Origin of the sequence: Pectobacterium sp. HCp5_1 (genome assembly GCF_032905925.1) — a bacterium.
In the GTDB taxonomy this organism is placed as follows: domain Bacteria; phylum Pseudomonadota; class Gammaproteobacteria; order Enterobacterales; family Enterobacteriaceae; genus Pectobacterium; species Pectobacterium brasiliense_A.
The window spans coordinates 20,480-37,521 of record NZ_JAUMIO010000021.1; the positions used below are offsets into that span (position 1 = coordinate 20,480).

Consider the following 17,042-nt stretch of genomic DNA (forward strand, 5'->3'; position numbering starts at 1 on the left):
ACATTTATGGCACGCATCATTGTTGTTACATCGGGTAAAGGGGGCGTTGGCAAGACCACATCAAGCGCGGCCATTGCTACCGGTTTAGCCCAGAAAGGAAAAAAGACGGTTGTCATCGATTTTGACATTGGTCTGCGTAACCTAGACCTGATCATGGGATGTGAGCGTCGCGTGGTGTACGACTTCGTCAACGTTATTCAGGGTGATGCCACGCTGAATCAGGCGCTGATCAAAGATAAGAGAACGGATAATCTCTACATTCTGCCAGCGTCACAAACGCGTGATAAAGATGCGTTAACACATGAAGGCGTCGAGAAAGTGCTCAACGATCTGGGCGACATGGAATTTGATTTTATCGTGTGTGATTCACCCGCCGGGATTGAAACGGGTGCGTTGATGGCGCTCTATTTCGCTGACGAAGCGATTATCACCACCAACCCGGAAGTCTCTTCCGTTCGCGACTCCGACCGTATTCTGGGCATTCTGTCTTCGAAATCACGTCGTGCAGAGCGTTCTGAAGATCCGATCAAAGAGCATTTGCTGTTGACGCGCTACAACCCAGGCCGGGTAAGCCGTGGCGACATGCTGAGCATGGAAGACGTTCTTGAAATTCTGCGAATTCCGCTGGTTGGCGTGATCCCAGAAGACCAATCCGTACTCCGCGCCTCTAACCAGGGCGAACCCGTCATTCTGGATGCGGAAGCCGATGCAGGTAAAGCCTACGCGGATACCGTTGAACGTCTGCTTGGTGAAGAGCGTCCTTTCCGTTTTGTTGAAGAAGAGAAGAAGGGTTTCCTTAAACGACTTTTTGGGGGATAAATTATGGCTTTACTGGACTTCTTTCTGTCCCGCAAAAAAACGACAGCCAATATTGCCAAGGAACGGCTGCAAATTATTGTCGCGGAGCGACGCCGGGGAGATAGCGAGCCCCATTATCTGCCGCAATTAAAGCGAGACATTCTTGAGGTTATCTGTAGATATGTACAGATTGATCCTGAGATGGTGACAGTTCAGCTTGAGCAAAAAGGAGATGATATTTCCGTGCTTGAGTTGAACGTGACATTACCGGAAGCGGAAGAAACGCCTAAATGATTTTTCTGCTTTAGTATCCCCTGCTTTTACGCAGGGGATATCTATTCCGCATACATTCAAATGACTGACGTCAGTAAATTCATCGGTATTTCTGCCTCTCCGCTCCACCTGCATAATATCTGAATGATTTACATTAAACTGTATATTTAGCCAGTCTTTTATTTCTTACTTTTTGTTTTTCACCGTATTCTTATCACCCTATTTGCTGCTTTTTTCATGATTGCATCATCACAGCAAATAAGGCGTATTGATAAGACGTGTTTATCGGTGATTAATAACCCTGCACAATTTGACGCAGTTCATCGCCATATAACTGGCTGCGCCAGCCAGACAACATTTCCGGCATTCCCGCATCTTGCCCGCTTAATTTCCAGTGCCAGTTCAGCAGACGATTAATTTGGCGACGTGAAGCCAATAGCTCGGCGGATAATCCACTCTGTTCGCTCACACGCTGCACCAGCGCTTTGATATCTTTAAACGCTTTTTTATAGCCGGGATAGTCGATCAAATTAATCACCGGCGGTGGACAATCCGCGTCAGCAAGGCCGTCCGTCTGTGCAACACAGTCCAGCAGCGTTTTGCCATGGTAGCGGATTTCCGGGCCGCTCAGCCCCAGCGAGCTCAGTTCACCCAACGAAGTCGGCAGACAACGCGCCACCTGCAACAGGTTCTCTTCACGTACGACAAAATTCACCGCGCTGTCTCGCTCACGCGCTTTACGCAAGCGCCACTCAGCCAGACGTTGAAGGCAAGCCAGATGTCGGCCACGCAGCTGCCAGGCGTTGCCAAATTCGCGATAGGCCAGTGCCGGTGCCAAAATATCCTGTTTCCGCTGACACAGCAGGAGACACTCATCCAGCGCCGCGTTCATCCACCCTGCTGCTTCCGTATCCGCCACCAGTTGAATGGCCATCGGCAGCAGATAGAACACGTCGGCAGCGGCGTAATCGCACTGTTTTTCGCTCAGCGGACGAGCAAGCCAGTCCGTTCTCGACTCGCTTTTATCCAGCGTCACGCCCATGTAGTCGGCCACCAGCGCAGCAAATCCATAAGAAAGCGGCTTGCCTAAAAATGCGGCCAGAATCTGTGTATCGATGAAAGGCGTCGGCAGCGTGCCAAACGCATTGAGAAACACTTCCAGATCTTCGCTTCCCGCATGCAGGAATTTAGTGACCTGTTCGTCACGCAGTAACGCCTGAAAGGGTGCCCAGTCGGTAATCGTTAACGGGTCGATAAGTGAAAGCTGTTCGCCGTCATACAATTGAATCAACCCTAATTGCGGGTAATACGTGCGGGTTCTGACGAACTCCGTGTCCAATGCCACCTGCGGAAAGCGTCGCGCCTGGGAGCAAACCTGTTGTAACCCGATGTCGGAAGTGATCAACTGATAATTCAAAACGTCATTCTCTTGGTTGTTTTTACTTTACGGTTCTGGGTCAAATCCGTATCGCCGTAAAAATTCCCGGCGGACATTTTTAACGTCGCAAGCGACGGCCCATAGGGTGACGAGTACAAGCTCGCCATAAAAAAGAACGCCGGATAAACCGGCGTGAAAACATCATATCGCGTCCTGCCTCTCTCTGGCAGTCGTTTTCGTGGAAAATCGTCAGGCGGCAGCGTCTTTCTTCGCCTTCTTCTCGCCACGTAATTCGCGGCGCAGGATTTTCCCCACGTTAGATTTTGGCAAATCGTCGCAGAATTCGATCTCTTTCGGCACTTTGTAGCCGGTAAGATTACGGCGACAATGGGTAGTGAGTTCCTCTTTCGTTAACGACTGATCGCGTCTGACGACAAAGGCTTTGACTGCCTCGCCGGAGATCTCATTGTCCACTCCGACCACCGCCGATTCGGATACTTTGGGATGACGGCTGATCACATCTTCAATTTCGGTCGGATAGACGTTAAAGCCGGAAACCAGAATCATGTCTTTCTTACGGTCAATAACCCGCAGGAATCCTTCATCATCAGACGTGACAATGTCACCCGTTGCCAGCCAACCGTCTTTTAACACCTCATCCGTCGCAGCAGGCTGCTGCCAGTACCCCAACATCACCTGCGGCCCGCGCACCCAAAGCTCCCCGGATTCTCCCGGCCCGGCGTCGTTGCCGTCATCGTCAATGATTTTGACGTCCGTTGATGACACCGGTAGCCCAATACTGCCGCTGTAATGTTTGAGATCGTAGGGGTTTACGGCCACCAGAGGTGAACTTTCCGTTAGTCCATATCCCTCAAGCAGATGTTTACCCGTTAGTTTTTCCCAACGTTCTGCCACCGCTTGCTGCACCGATGCCCCACCGCCCACCGCTAAACGCAGCGTTGAGAAATCCAGCTCGTGGAATTCTTTGTTGTTAAGCAGCGCGTTAAATAACGTATTGACGCCGGTGATAGCCGTGAACGGGTATTGTTTCAGTTCCTTCACAACCGCCGGGATATCGCGGGGGTTAGTGATGAGCAGATTCTTACCACCCAGTTCAAGGAACAAAAGGCCGTTCACCGTGAGCGCGAAAATATGATAGAGCGGCAACGCCGTGATCACCAACTCGTTCCCTTCTTGCAGAATAGCGCCGTATGCCCCTTTACACTGCTCGAGATTCGCCAGCATATTGCGGTGCGTGAGCATGGCACCTTTAGCGACGCCCGTGGTGCCGCCGGTATATTGCAGAAATGCCAGATCGGTATTGATGATGTCGGGACGAATATACTGCTGACGCCGTCCTTCCTGCAAAACACGACGGAACGATATCGCATCAGGCAGATGGTATTTAGGCACCAGTCGCTTAATGTACTTCACCACGAAGTTGACCAGCGTCCCTTTCGCCGTGGAGAGCTGATCGCCCATACGGGTCAGGATTACGTGCTTCACCGCCGTGTTATGAACGACTTTTTCCAGCGTATGCGCAAAGTTAGACACGATAACAATCGTGCTGGCGCCGCTGTCTTTTAGCTGATGTTCCAGCTCACGCGGTGTATACAATGGGTTAACGTTGACGACCACCAGACCCGCGCGCAACACGCCAAACAGTGCAACGGGATATTGCAGCAGGTTGGGCATCATCAACGCGACACGATCGCCTTTTTGCAATTTAAGCTGATTTTGCAAATAGGCCGCAAACGCCCGGCTCCGCTCTTCCAACTTACGAAACGTCATCACTTCACCCATGTTGACGAATGCAGGTCGGTCGGCATAACGCTTCACGCTACTTTCGAACATTTCAATCAACGACGAATAGCGATCCGGATCGATTTCCGCCGGCACATCCGCCGGATAGCGTGATAACCAAATTTTTTCCAAGACGTCACTCCCGAGATATTTTTTTAGTGGCATCGTCGTCGCCCTCAGAGGCTTGTTATTAACATTATTTTAACTCAGCCTACCAGTTAGCTAACAAACAATGTTAAGGTTGCGAGATCGATCACTAATTTATTCTTTATTCAAAAAAAATCAGGCAACCTGCGTCGCCTGATCTCAATAGTCCTGCTGAGTAGATTCTTATTCTGTCACGACATTCTCAATCCGTGCTGGACCAGACCACCCACCGTCAAATCCCCATCCGGGGCCCCAGCCGTAGCCGTAACCCGCACGCCATCTCCACGGGCCATAGCCGCCAGGCGGTACCATCAGGCGCTGCACGACATTCCAGCGTTTGTAGCCTTGCGCGTCGATCACGACATAGCGATAGGGTTTATCCCCGATAGCGCCCTGTTCGGTGCCGACAATCGGCCCGACAACGGTGACCAGTTGGTCTTTAAAATCGACAGGTTCCAGAAAGCGATTCACATAGGCAATAAAGCGCCCTTCTGACGGCATATCCAGCCGCGGTTTCGCACCGCTATCCAGCGGCATGCTGGCAATTTCCAACCGCGTTTTATTCGCTTCATTGCGGATGCTGACCACCCGTCCGCCAAAGCGTGATTCCTGACCGACATAAATCTGCGGCGCATTCATCACACGCACCAAATCGTCCTGCGGCGTTGGCGACGAGCCTTTAATCGCATCCGGCACCGTGACACAGCCTGACAGCAGCAGCGCTGTAACCGCCACTATACCGAGGCGCGCTTTTTTCTGATTCAGATACAGACTTTTCATTTGCATACTTTTTATCCGTACACGCATGGCACAACCCCCTCTACCAGATATCTGATAGTTAGACTGCTCAGCATCGAATAAGTTGCTGTTTATGAGGGACATACTTCACGCAGAATGTGCATTCTGGCTAGTCGCGGCCGGGCAGCTTTTTCCAGGTCACTTCATTGCGCAGGTAGCGTGGCTGTGCATTCTCGACGCTGACCGCTTTGCCTGCCTGCCATAGCTGACAGGCCAGCGGCAACATGTCCTGCGCCTGCGGCAGCAGCACGTCACCCTTTGCTAACACCAGAGAAGCATGGCTGACCAGTTCAGGATAGGTTTCCCACCCGGTGCCTACCGTGGCCCATTCGCCTGACAACGCAGCAGTTAACGCCTGCACCTGTTCAGGTTTCAGTACGGCTTCCTCGGATTCACCCTGCCAGCCGCCGTCAGCATCGCGCTGATAGCAGCCCCAGTACACTTCTCCCATCCGCGCATCAATGGCCGCCAGCACCCGCGTCGCCTTCGTCTGGCGGAAAGCCCCCTGTGCCAGGGTCGCCAGTGACGAGATGCCAAGCAGCGGTAAATCCGCTCCCAGCGCTAGCCCTTGGGCAATACCAATGCCAATTCGCACGCCGGTAAAACTTCCCGGCCCCTGACCAAAAGCCAGCGCATCAAGATCCTTGAGCGTCAGGCCGCTGTCGGCCAACACCTGCTGAACCATCGGCAGAATACGTTGTGTGTGTTCACGGGGACAAATTTCGAACAGAGAATGAATTTCACCTTCATTCCAGAGTGCGACGGAACAGGCTTCCGTTGCGGTATCAAGCGCTAGAATTCGCGTAGACATGCCAACCTCAGGCAGGATAAATAAATCTTAACAACCCGTATCATAGCATAAGCCCCTGTCGTGCCGCAGCCCTTCCCGCCATCGGTCAAAACCATGCGGCAATCACCGGTTGGGAATTATGTGTTACGCGTCAGGAAATTAATCGCCTGCCCAATATCGCGAGTTCGCGGCGTCGGCGGCAGGCTGTTAAGGAATACGGCACCATACGGACGCATCACCAGTCGATTATCGCAAATCACAATCACACCGCGATCCTCAACATCACGGATGAGGCGGCCCACACCTTGCTTCAGGGTAATCACCGCATCGGGAACCTGCACATCGTCGAAAGGCTCACCACCGCGCAGGCGGCAGTCTTCAATACGTGCCTTCAGCAACGGATCGTCCGGTGAGGTAAACGGCAGTTTATCGATAATGACGCAGGAGAGCGTATCGCCACGCACATCCACCCCTTCCCAGAAGCTGCTGGTCGCCACCAGCAAAGCATTACCTGCCGCTACAAACTGCGACAGCAATTGCGCCTTGCCAGTTTCACCCTGTAACAGCACAGGCAGCGTCAACGTGGCGCGGAATTCAGCCGCCAAATCGCGCATCATTTGATGCGAGGTACACAGCATAAAACAGCGTCCCTGATTCGCCTCAATCAACGGCCGCAGCATCGCCGCCAGCCTTTTCGCCGCACCGGGACGATTGGTTTCCGGTAAATGACGGGGAACGCAGAGCAGCGCCTGATTGGCATAATCAAACGGGCTGGGTAACAGGAGCGTATTCGCGTTATCCAGCCCCAGCCTATCGGTGAAGTGAAAAAGTTGATCGTTAACAGACAGCGTCGCGGAGGTAAACACCCAGGCCGCAGGCTTCTCTTTTATCAGTTCACGAAAGCGATCGGAGACAGACAGCGGCGTCAGCGCCAACACGAAATGACGTGAATTACATTCATACCAGTAGCTGTAACCCGGTAACTGCACGTCTTTCAGGCGTTTCAGGCGGTTGCGATAGAGCGTGGCGCGCTCAAAGGCGGCATCCAGCAGCGCTGAACGCCCGAGCGACAGTTTCGCGACGTCGTAACATAGCTCCAGCGCATCATCCAGCAGCACCAGCGCACGCTGAAGCGACGGCTGTTCGAGCACATCACGCAGATTACCGCGAAACCCCGGATCGCCCAGTGCCAGCCGAAAATCCTGCGTGCTTTGCGTCAGGCGATCGGCACTTTTTTGCAGTTGAGAGGCGTCGCGCACTTCGGTGCGGTAAGCAATGATGATGTCTTTCGCCAGATCCAGCAGTTGGCGGCTGGAAAGCTGCTGACCGAAATATTGGCTGGCAATATCGGGAATTTGGTGGGCTTCATCGAAAATGACGACGTCGCTTTCTGGGATTAGCTCCGCAAAACCGCTCTCCTTCACCACCATATCGGCCAGATAGAGATGATGGTTGACTACCACGATATCGGCATCCATCGCCTTGCGCCGCGCTTTCACCACGAAGCACTCTTTATAGTGCGGGCAGTCACTGCCCAGACAGTTATCGTTGGTGCTGGTCACTAACGGCCAGATCGCGCTGTCTTCCGCCACACCTGAACAGGTCGTGACATCACCTTCCGTCGTTTCCGACGACCAGCCGCGCAGCCGAACCAGTTCGCTCAGCGTTTCACCGGGTAAATCACCGCCGCCCAGCGATTGCTGTTCGAGCCGTTCCAGACAGAGGTAATTCGAGCGACCTTTCAGCAGCGCTAATTTGCCTTTGTACTTCAGCGCCTGCGCAATCGTCGGTAAATCGCGGCTATAGAGCTGATCCTGTAGCGCTTTCGAGCCGGTTGAAATGATGACTTTTTTATCTGAACGCAGGGCGGGCGCAAGGTAGGCATAGGTTTTACCGGTTCCGGTTCCCGCTTCCACCACTAGCGCTGTTTTATCGTCGATGGCCCGCATGACGGCCTGCGCCATCTGCCGCTGTGGTTCACGCGGTTTGAAGCCGGTGATCGCTTTGGCCAGCACGCCGTCATTAGCAAAATCATCAATTACACGATCGTTCGTCACGCCTGCTCTCTTGTTCAAGGGAATGCTGTCTCTGTAAGCCGCTAACCGTTTCAGGTCGTGGCAAAATATCGCGCTGATTATGCCAAGAGTCACCCGACGCTACCACCTTAAATCAGGAAAGCGTGCCGCAACCTGCTGTGTTAGGCTTGGCGGCTGGTATTGATTGATGTCACTATTTTAACTATCCCCACAATTTTTTAATTATCACCACAATGGAGAAACCCCACCTCATGGCGATCACACGAATTAATCCTGAAGCCCGCTGGTCAGACGCCGTCATCCACAACAACACGCTCTATTACACCAGCGTGCCGGAAAATCTGGATGATGACGCACAGGCGCAAACGGAAAACGCGCTGGCCGCGTTAGATGCGATTCTGCAACAGGCGGGAACGGATAAGAGCAAACTGTTGGACGTGACGATTTTTCTCGTCGATGCGGATGATTTTGCCGCGATGAACGCCGCGTGGGATGCCTGGGTCGTGGCGGGCAGCGCACCGGTACGCTGCACCGTGCAGGCTAAACTGATGCACCCGAAATTCAAAGTCGAAATCAAAGCGATTGCAGCGATATAAGCTATCGTCTTAGATAATCTGAAGAGGAAGAATGGTTACTGCTCTTCCTCTTCTTCACCATCGTCAAAATGGTGTTCTTCGTCGCTGTCATTACTGTCATTAAATGCGTCATCATCTTCGTCAAACATCACCGCGACGTTGTCACCCTGATGATTCTGACGGATCTCCGCGGCAACCTGTGCTATCGCCTGGCCGCTGCTCATGCCCTCAGACATGAGTTCCTGAATACGCTCAACGGCCTCTTGCTGCTGCTTATGCGTCAGCGCGGGCATACCTGCAATCATGATAATTTCCTGGTTGGTAAATTCGCACGTATCATCGCATGCCCGCTTCGGCATACACCAGCATTTCTGCTTTGTGGTACGCTGTGGGCAGGAAAATCGACGCGCTATCAACATAGCCATACTGTAGACACAACACGAAGAACATGACTGCCGCCAATACGATTCACATAAGCAATACAAACGATTCGATTATCACGACGGGCTCCGCCGCTCTCTATCACTCGCTGCCTTACTATCCGACCGTGCTACTCGATCGCTTTGCGCCCTTTTCCCAACAGCCGTGGGCGATGTTGCTGCATTCCGGGTTTGCCGATCATCCGCATAATCGCTTCGATATTATGGTTGCTGATCCGCGAGTCACACTTTGCACGCGCGGAGGCAAAACGGAAATCAGGCGTGACAGCGTAACGAATATCGTAGGCGGCGATCCCTTTGCTTTACTGCAAGCGCAGCTTGATTCACTCGCGTTATCCACGGAAACACATCCTGATTTCCCTTTTCAGGGAGGTGCACTTGGCCTGTTCGGCTACGATCTAGGGCGACAGATTGAAACACTGCCCGCACAGGCCGAGCAAGATATCGATTTGCCGGATATGGCGGTGGGTCTCTACGACTGGGCGCTGGTTGCCGATCACCATCGGCAGACGTTAACGCTGATCGTACATCATTCCCTTCAGGCACGGCTCGACTGGCTCGCCAATCCGCCCGTTGATACCCCGAAAACCGATTTCAGCCTTACTAGCAGTTGGCAGCCGAACATGTCACGCGAGGCGTACGGCGAAAAATTCCGCAAAATACAGGACTACCTTCTGGCGGGAGACTGTTATCAGGTCAATCTGGCGCAGCGCTTTTCTGCAGCTTACGATGGTGATGAATGGCAGGCATTTTTACGACTGTCAGCAGGCAATAAGGCGCCCTTTTCCGCCTTCCTCCGTCTGCCGGAAAATACCGTCATCAGCGTATCGCCGGAGCGTTTTCTCTGGCTGGAAAATCACCGAATTCAAACCCGCCCGATTAAAGGCACTCTGCCGCGTCTCGCAGACCCGGAGGCTGATAAACAACAGGCGGTGCGGCTCGCTAATTCGGAGAAAGATCGCTCAGAAAACCTGATGATTGTCGATCTTCTGCGTAACGACATCGGTCGCGTCGCGGTGCCGGGCAGCGTCCGAGTGCCGGAGTTATTCGTCGTCGAACCTTTCCCAGCAGTGCACCATCTGGTCAGCACCATTGAAGCGCAGCTACCGGAAGATTGCCCTGCAACCACGCTATTACGCGCTTGTTTCCCCGGCGGCTCGATTACCGGCGCGCCCAAAATCCGCGCGATGCAGATTATTGAAGAACTGGAACCTCAGCGCCGCAATGCCTACTGCGGCAGCGTCGGCTACATCAGCCTGTGCGGCACCATGGATACTAATATCACCATCAGGACGTTACTCACCGAACGCGGCAGAATTTACTGCTGGGCGGGCGGTGGCATCGTCGCCGACAGTCAGGAACAGGCTGAATATCAGGAAACGTTTGATAAAGTGGGTCGCATTCTTCCCCTGTTGGATGGATCCCAGACAATTCAGGTACCGAATAAATGAGTGAGATTGCCTTGCCGCCAACGGCTTTTGCGCTGAACGACTTTATTACGCGCTTTCAGTTACAGCTTCCGCCATCGCTGCGGCCTGTGCACCAGCAACGTCAGGCTGCGGTTCTGGTGCCAATTATTTGTCACCCTACGCCCACGCTGTTATTGACCCGACGTTCTGCCGAACTGCGTAAGCATGCTGGACAAGTGGCGTTCCCCGGCGGGGCAGCGGATAAAGAAGATCGTTCCATCATCGAAACGGCGCTGCGTGAAGCGCAGGAAGAAGTGGCTATCCCACCGGAAAACGTTCAGGTGCTGGGTGTATTACCGCCGCTGGACAGCGTCAGCGGTTTTCAGGTTACACCGGTTGTCGGGCTGATCGCCCCACAGACTCGCTTTCATCCCAATGAAGACGAAGTCGCTGAACTGTTTGAAATGCCGCTGGATGAGGCCTTCGCGTTGACACGCTATTACCCGCTGGATATCGAGCGCAAGCAGCAGCGTCATCGGGTTTATCTTTCCTGGTATCAGCAGCAGTTTGTCTGGGGGCTAACCGCCGCCATCATCCACCAGCTCGCCTTACAGATTTCGGACAGGCCCTAAGCTCAATTCCGCGTTCAGCGGCTTTTGGCTCACCACTTCTTTTCCCTCGCCAAATATCCTTATTTTAAAAGCGGCTTTTGCGATCAAAAAGCATTCAGTTATAGAATTTACAATGACTTAACTCACATTTAGGATAAGTTAAATTATGTGATGACATAAGTTTATTTCATGCGAAAAAGAAAGCCATACAACATATTCCACACTACAATAGCGCGATTTGACGAGTTTTATTCTAATCTTTGGGTATATATCCACTAAAATTCAGGTCATGCCTCGCTGGAACCGAAATCATCAGATAATTCGCAGCATAACTATCTGATTATGATGAAGGAACCGGATGCAGGCGATCGGATAATAAAGAGTGGGTACGACCCTGAGTCTTTGAGGAGTTTCGCGTGATAAGCGTTTTCGACATGTTTAAGATCGGTATTGGCCCCTCTAGCTCTCATACGGTTGGACCGATGAAAGCCGGTAAGCAATTTGTCGATGAATTGATCACCCAGGATCGACTGACCGCCACCACGCGCATTGCCGTCGATGTGTATGGCTCATTGTCGCTGACGGGTAAAGGCCACCATACGGATATCGCTATCATTATGGGTCTGGCAGGCAATATGCCGGATACCGTTGATATTGATGCCATTCCCGGTTTCATCCGCGATGTTGAGCAACGCGAACGCCTGCTGCTGGCTAACGGGCAACACGAGGTAGATTTCCCACGCGAAGGTGGCATGGTTTTCCGCAGTGAAAATCTGCCGCTGCACGAAAACGGCATGACTATCACCGCCTTTGCCGGCAATAAAGAAATTTATAGCAAAACCTATTATTCCATCGGCGGTGGCTTCATCGTCGATGCAGAGAATTTTGGCAAAGACAGCGCCACGGATGTATCTGTTCCCTATACGTTCAATTCCGCCAAAGAGATGCTGGATCACTGCAAACAAAGTGGCCTGTCGCTTTCTGGGATGGTGATGCGTAACGAGCTGGCGCTGCATAGCCGTCAGGAAATTGACGCCTACTTTGCCGATATCTGGCAGACGATGCGTGCCTGTATCGATCGCGGCATGAACACCGAAGGTGTTTTACCCGGTCCGCTGCGCGTGCCACGTCGTGCTTCTGCGCTGCGCCGTATGCTGGTCTCTTCCGATAAGCTGTCCAACGACCCGATGAACGTAGTGGATTGGGTCAATATGTTCGCGCTGGCGGTGAATGAAGAGAACGCAGCAGGTGGCCGTGTGGTTACCGCGCCAACGAACGGCGCATGCGGCATCGTCCCTGCGGTCCTTGCTTATTACGACCACTTCATCGAGCCGGTTAGCCCGACCATTTATATTCGTTACTTCCTCGCAGCAGGCGCGGTAGGCATTCTGTACAAAATGAACGCTTCCATCTCCGGTGCTGAAGTAGGCTGTCAGGGCGAAGTGGGCGTCGCCTGCTCCATGGCCGCCGCTGGACTGGCAGAGCTGATGGGTGCAAGCCCGGAACAGGTTTGCGTCGCCGCCGAGATCGGCATGGAACACAATCTGGGTTTAACCTGCGATCCGGTCGCTGGCCAGGTACAGGTCCCGTGCATCGAGCGTAACGCGATTGCTTCCGTTAAGGCGATTAACGCCGCCCGCATGGCAACCCGCCGCACCAGCGAAGCTCGTGTCTCACTGGATAAAGTGATTGAAACCATGTACGAAACGGGTAAAGACATGAACGCTAAATACCGCGAAACCTCACGGGGCGGACTGGCGATTAAAGTACAGTGTGATTAGAGTACAGTGTGATTAAAAAGCCGTGTGATTAGTCCGCACCCCACTTCGCTTTTCTTTACACCGATTAAAAAGCCCCGCCAATTGGCGGGGCTTCATTTTGTCATCTACTTACGCAGAGCGGCTTACGCGTCTTCGTCCTCTTCCCTATCGATGATGCGTTCTACACGCACCAGTTCAATACGGTATTCGGATACTTCGATGATGTGGAAGCGCAGGTTGTACAACTCGATGATGGCACCGACTTTCGGGAACTCATCACTATGCGCCAACAGCATTCCTGCCAGTGAGGCATAATCTTCTTTCGGATCAACCAGCTCGCTGCTATTTACCACCTGTTGCAACGCGTGTAGATCCGTTCCGCCTTTCACCAACCAGCCTTCGCCGTCAGGGATGATATCCAGCGTTTCGTCTTCATCCGGGAACTCGCCCGCAATCGCTTCCAGCACGTCCAGCGGCGTGACCAACCCTTGCACCACGCCAAATTCATTGGCGATGATGACCAGACTACCTTTCGCACGACGCAGAACGGGCAGCAGGTTAATCACATCCAGCGTTTCCGGCACGACGATTGGCGGGTTAGCCGCAGCAAAGCTTTCCACATCGGTCTGCGTTTCCAACGCCACCAGCAGATCCTTGGCACGAACGACGCCGATGAGCTCATCCAGCGAACCGCGACAGATTGGGAACAGGCTGTGAGGCGTATCCAGCAATTGCATACGGATCTGTTCGACAGAACTTGCGCTATCCACCCAGGAGATTTCAGTACGCGGCGTCATCACGCTGCGCAGCGAACGCGAGGCTAATGTCAGCACGCCGCTGATCATATTGCGCTCTTCCTCGGCGAATTCCTCTGTAGTGAGTTTCTTCTGCGGTTCATCCGCATCCATATCGTCCATGTTTTTCCGTGAGCCCATCAGGCGCAGAATGGCCTCTGCGGTACGTTCACGCAAAGGACGGTGCGACTGATGTTTCATAAAGTTATGACGGGCAATTTGGTTAAACATTTCGATCAGGATAGAGAAGCCAATCGCCGCATACAGATAACCTTTCGGAATGTGGAAGCCAAGACCTTCCGCCATCAGGCTCAAACCAATCATCAGCAAGAAGCTGAGACACAGGACAACCACCGTTGGATGCTCGTTGACGAATCGAGTCAACGGCTTAGAAGCAATCAGCATGACGCCCATCGCAATAATCACCGCCGTCATCATGACGCCCAGGTGATCCACCATGCCCACCGCAGTAATCACGGCATCCAGCGAGAACACGGCATCCAGCACAACGATCTGAGCCACCACAGCCCAGAAACTCGCGTGGGCGCGATTGCCATTGCCGTCGTGCGTTTTATTCTCTAGCCGTTCATGTAGCTCCATCGTCGCTTTGAACAAGAGGAATACGCCGCCGAACAGCAAAATCAGGTCACGGCCCGAGAAGCTGAAATCGCCAAGGCTAAACAGTGGACGCGTCAGTGTGACCATCCAGGAAATCAAAGACAACAGCCCCAGACGCATTAACAGCGCCAGGCTTAAACCGATAATGCGGGCTTTATCTCGCTGTTTGGGAGGTAACTTATCCGCCAAGATGGCGATAAACACCAAATTGTCGATACCCAGAACAATTTCCAGTACCACCAGCGTCAATAAGCCTGCCCAGATTGAAGGATCTAGCAAAAATTCCATGTCAGACTCCAGAAAATGAACGAGCAGATGACATCAATGCATGAGCCGCATTGAATGGTAATAAAAAGAGTTGGTGTGAATCAGAGAGATTCTGAATGTGGTCTGAGTGACCAGTTGAGTACAGAAAACCGCCAGCATTAGCGGGAAAACAAAGAACGTTTTGTCGGTGACAGTCCATGGGAAGGGCTGATGCCCGGTGCTCCTAAGCAATTTAAGGGATGTTTACTCTAACAGGTTGTTACCAATTTTCACAAAGAATTTCTTCCGGCCGACTTCGCATTGATAATGCGTCTAAATCTTCCCATTCAGCGCCCTTTTAACCCGTGGTTTAACTGGTCAGCATTAGAGCATCATCACACTATTTATTTTTTCGATAAGTAAAATAAATCTGTCAGTCACGATTTCTAGCCTGACAACCTGGAGGAACACAGTGAATGTCATGAATCCACGGTAAAATTTTTTCTTGCAGCCATACTAATACCGCGACGGTTAACGTTCAGCTCGTGAACGCGAACCCGGTTTCCTGACACATTGACTCTTTTTTGATCGTGAACGTGAGGAGGTAGCAAGTGAGTATTGCAATCATGTTATGCACTCACGGCGCCACTGCGGGACCGCTGTTAAAGACAGCAGAAATGATTCTTGGCGAGCAAAGTAATGTCGCCTGGATTGATTTCGTTCCTGGAGAAAACGCCGAAACATTGATAGAAAAATATCAGGAAAAACTCACGCAGTTAGACACATCACAAGGCGTGCTGTTTCTCGTTGACACCTGGGGCGGCAGCCCATTCAACGCGGCCAGCCGCCTCGTCACCAACAAAGAAAACCATGATGTTATCGCCGGCGTGAATATTCCCATGCTAGCAGAAACCTTTATGGCCCGGGATGATAATCCGTCCTTCTCCGATCTGGTTTCTATCGCGTTGGAAACCGGCAGAGATGGCGTAAAAGCCCTGAAACATCAGGAAAAATCCAAAGTCACGCCCCCTTTTCCTCCACCAACCCCAAAGGCCAACGCTGTACCCACACCGGCAGGACCCGGCGAACACATGAAGATTGGACTGGCTCGTATCGACGACCGCCTGATTCATGGTCAGGTCGCCACCCGCTGGACGAAAGAAACCAATGTTTCGCGCATTATTGTTGTCAGCGATGAAGTCGCCGCCGATCACGTGCGTAAAACGTTGCTGACTCAGGTTGCGCCACCGGGCGTTACCGCGCACGTGGTGGATGTGGCAAAAGCCGTTCGTGTTTATGACAATCCGAAATATGCCGCCGACCGCGTGATGCTGCTGTTCACCAATCCGACGGATGTATTAACGCTGATCGAAAATGGCGTAAACATCACCTCGGTCAATATTGGCGGGATGGCATTCAAGCAGGGGAAAACGCAGGTCAATAATGCCGTCTCTATCGATGAGAAGGACATTGCGGCGTTCCGTGAATTAGATAAACGCGGTATTGAATTGGAGGTTCGGAAAGTATCAACCGATTCCCGAATTAAAATGATGGACTTAATTAACAAAATGCCGCGTTGATACCTATCGTGCTACGACGGTTATTAACGCTAATGTCACCATCAATAATAGCTTTATAGACCTGACGATTTTCAAGATATGCATTTATGTCGATATTGAGAAGCTTTATGTCGGCATAGGAAATCAACGGGGATGGCGATTTATTTTTACTCAGACACATTTTATAGGAGAAGTACGATGGAGATTACCACACTTCAAATTGTGCTGATATTTCTCGTCGCGTGTGTTTCGGGGATGGGTTCGATTCTTGATGAATTCCAGTTCCACCGTCCACTCGTCGCCTGTACGCTGATTGGTGCAGTGTTAGGTGATTTAAAAACGGGGATCATTATCGGCGGTACGCTGGAAATGATCGCGTTAGGCTGGATGAACATCGGTGCGGCCGTAGCGCCAGATGCGGCGCTGGCGTCCATTATCTCAACCATTCTGGTCATTGCCGGCGGTCAGGGGATCGGCGCAGGGATTGCTTTAGCCATTCCGCTCGCTGCCGCTGGGCAAGTATTAACCATCATTGTTCGTACCATCACCGTTGCGTTCCAGCATGCGGCAGACAGCGCGGCAGAGCGAGGTAATCTAACGGCTATCAGTTGGATTCACGTTTCTGCCCTACTGCTACAGGCTATGCGTATCGCGATTCCTGCGGTAATCGTTGCTGTTTCCGTTGGTACCGACGCCGTTCACGCGCTGTTGAACTCCATCCCGGAAGTGGTGACCAACGGCCTGAATATCGCCGGGGGCATGATTGTTGTTGTCGGCTACGCAATGGTCATCAACATGATGCGCGCGGGCTACTTGATGCCGTTCTTCTATCTTGGCTTCGTTACCGCCGCGTTCACCCAGTTTAACCTGGTGGCGCTGGGCGTAATTGGTATTGTGATGGCGGTGCTGTATATCCAGCTCAGCCCGAAATATAACAAGGTTCAAGGCCAGCCGGTTTCATCAGGCAATAACAACCTTGATAACGAACTGGATTAACAGGAGTGAGA

Annotated in this window: 15 protein-coding genes; 8 read left to right on the forward strand and 7 right to left on the reverse strand. The window is 52.3% G+C overall.

Going from position 1 to position 17,042, the window contains the following annotated elements:
• Window positions 1-6: 6 nt before the first annotated feature.
• Both minD and minE read left to right on the forward strand, forming a co-directional pair.
• Complete coding sequence (gene minD, locus Q3A88_RS14795; protein ID WP_010299911.1) at window positions 7-819, forward strand: septum site-determining protein MinD; 813 nt, start codon at window positions 7-9, stop codon at window positions 817-819.
• A 3-nt stretch (window positions 820-822) separates the two neighbouring features.
• Window positions 823-1,092 (forward strand): cell division topological specificity factor MinE, encoded by a 270-nt coding sequence (gene minE / locus Q3A88_RS14800; protein WP_005968801.1) that lies wholly within the window; start codon window positions 823-825, stop codon window positions 1,090-1,092.
• Window positions 1,093-1,363: 271 nt separating this feature from the next.
• On the opposite strand, the gene rnd is transcribed toward minE, so the two are convergent.
• The 5 genes from rnd to Q3A88_RS14825 all read right to left on the reverse strand — a co-directional run bounded on the left by rnd (window position 1,364) and on the right by Q3A88_RS14825 (window position 8,044).
• Window positions 1,364-2,488 (reverse strand): ribonuclease D, encoded by a 1,125-nt coding sequence (gene rnd / locus Q3A88_RS14805; protein ID WP_317178195.1) that lies wholly within the window; start codon window positions 2,486-2,488, stop codon window positions 1,364-1,366.
• 210 nt (window positions 2,489-2,698) lie between these two features.
• Window positions 2,699-4,384, reverse strand: coding sequence for a long-chain-fatty-acid--CoA ligase FadD (gene fadD / locus Q3A88_RS14810; RefSeq protein WP_317178196.1), 1,686 nt, complete (start codon window positions 4,382-4,384; stop codon window positions 2,699-2,701).
• Window positions 4,385-4,582: 198 nt separating this feature from the next.
• On the reverse strand, window positions 4,583-5,179 hold the full coding sequence (locus Q3A88_RS14815; protein ID WP_317178208.1) for a Slp family lipoprotein: 597 nt from the start codon (window positions 5,177-5,179) through the stop codon (window positions 4,583-4,585).
• Between the two features lie 127 nt (window positions 5,180-5,306).
• Window positions 5,307-6,008, reverse strand: a complete 702-nt coding sequence (gene tsaB, locus Q3A88_RS14820; protein ID WP_317178197.1) for a tRNA (adenosine(37)-N6)-threonylcarbamoyltransferase complex dimerization subunit type 1 TsaB — start codon at window positions 6,006-6,008, stop codon at window positions 5,307-5,309.
• A 116-nt stretch (window positions 6,009-6,124) separates the two neighbouring features.
• Window positions 6,125-8,044, reverse strand: coding sequence for an ATP-dependent DNA helicase (locus Q3A88_RS14825; protein WP_039496115.1), 1,920 nt, complete (start codon window positions 8,042-8,044; stop codon window positions 6,125-6,127).
• Between the two features lie 230 nt (window positions 8,045-8,274).
• On the opposite strand from Q3A88_RS14825, the gene Q3A88_RS14830 reads away from it, so the two are divergent.
• The gene (locus tag Q3A88_RS14830; protein ID WP_039275097.1) at window positions 8,275-8,619 is read left to right on the forward strand and encodes a RidA family protein; all 345 of its coding nucleotides are present in this window, start codon (window positions 8,275-8,277) and stop codon (window positions 8,617-8,619) included.
• Between the two features lie 35 nt (window positions 8,620-8,654).
• On the opposite strand, the gene Q3A88_RS14835 is transcribed toward Q3A88_RS14830, so the two are convergent.
• Window positions 8,655-8,903 (reverse strand): YoaH family protein, encoded by a 249-nt coding sequence (locus Q3A88_RS14835; RefSeq protein WP_039286642.1) that lies wholly within the window; start codon window positions 8,901-8,903, stop codon window positions 8,655-8,657.
• Window positions 8,904-9,046: 143 nt separating this feature from the next.
• Between Q3A88_RS14835 and pabB the strand changes: the two genes are divergently transcribed.
• From pabB to sdaA, 3 genes are all read left to right on the forward strand, one after another.
• Entirely contained in the window at window positions 9,047-10,489 is a 1,443-nt protein-coding gene (gene pabB / locus Q3A88_RS14840; protein WP_317178198.1) for an aminodeoxychorismate synthase component 1, read from the forward strand.
• Entirely contained in the window at window positions 10,486-11,079 is a 594-nt protein-coding gene (locus Q3A88_RS14845; RefSeq protein ID WP_039286646.1) for a CoA pyrophosphatase, read from the forward strand. Before pabB ends, Q3A88_RS14845 begins: the two co-directional genes overlap by 4 nt.
• A gap of 395 nt (window positions 11,080-11,474) precedes the next feature.
• Window positions 11,475-12,839: an L-serine ammonia-lyase gene (gene sdaA / locus Q3A88_RS14850; protein WP_039496103.1), complete on the forward strand. Its 1,365-nt coding sequence runs from the start codon at window positions 11,475-11,477 to the stop codon at window positions 12,837-12,839.
• 122 nt (window positions 12,840-12,961) lie between these two features.
• On the opposite strand, the gene Q3A88_RS14855 is transcribed toward sdaA, so the two are convergent.
• Window positions 12,962-14,518, reverse strand: a complete 1,557-nt coding sequence (locus Q3A88_RS14855) for a TerC family protein (RefSeq protein ID WP_233989285.1) — start codon at window positions 14,516-14,518, stop codon at window positions 12,962-12,964.
• A 569-nt stretch (window positions 14,519-15,087) separates the two neighbouring features.
• Here Q3A88_RS14855 and manX point away from each other — a divergent pair.
• Window positions 15,088-16,056: a PTS mannose transporter subunit IIAB gene (gene manX, locus Q3A88_RS14860; RefSeq protein WP_317178199.1), complete on the forward strand. Its 969-nt coding sequence runs from the start codon at window positions 15,088-15,090 to the stop codon at window positions 16,054-16,056.
• Window positions 16,057-16,233: 177 nt separating this feature from the next.
• On the forward strand, window positions 16,234-17,031 hold the full coding sequence (locus Q3A88_RS14865) for a PTS mannose/fructose/sorbose transporter subunit IIC (protein WP_014915288.1): 798 nt from the start codon (window positions 16,234-16,236) through the stop codon (window positions 17,029-17,031).
• The last annotated feature ends 11 nt before the right edge of the window (window positions 17,032-17,042 follow it).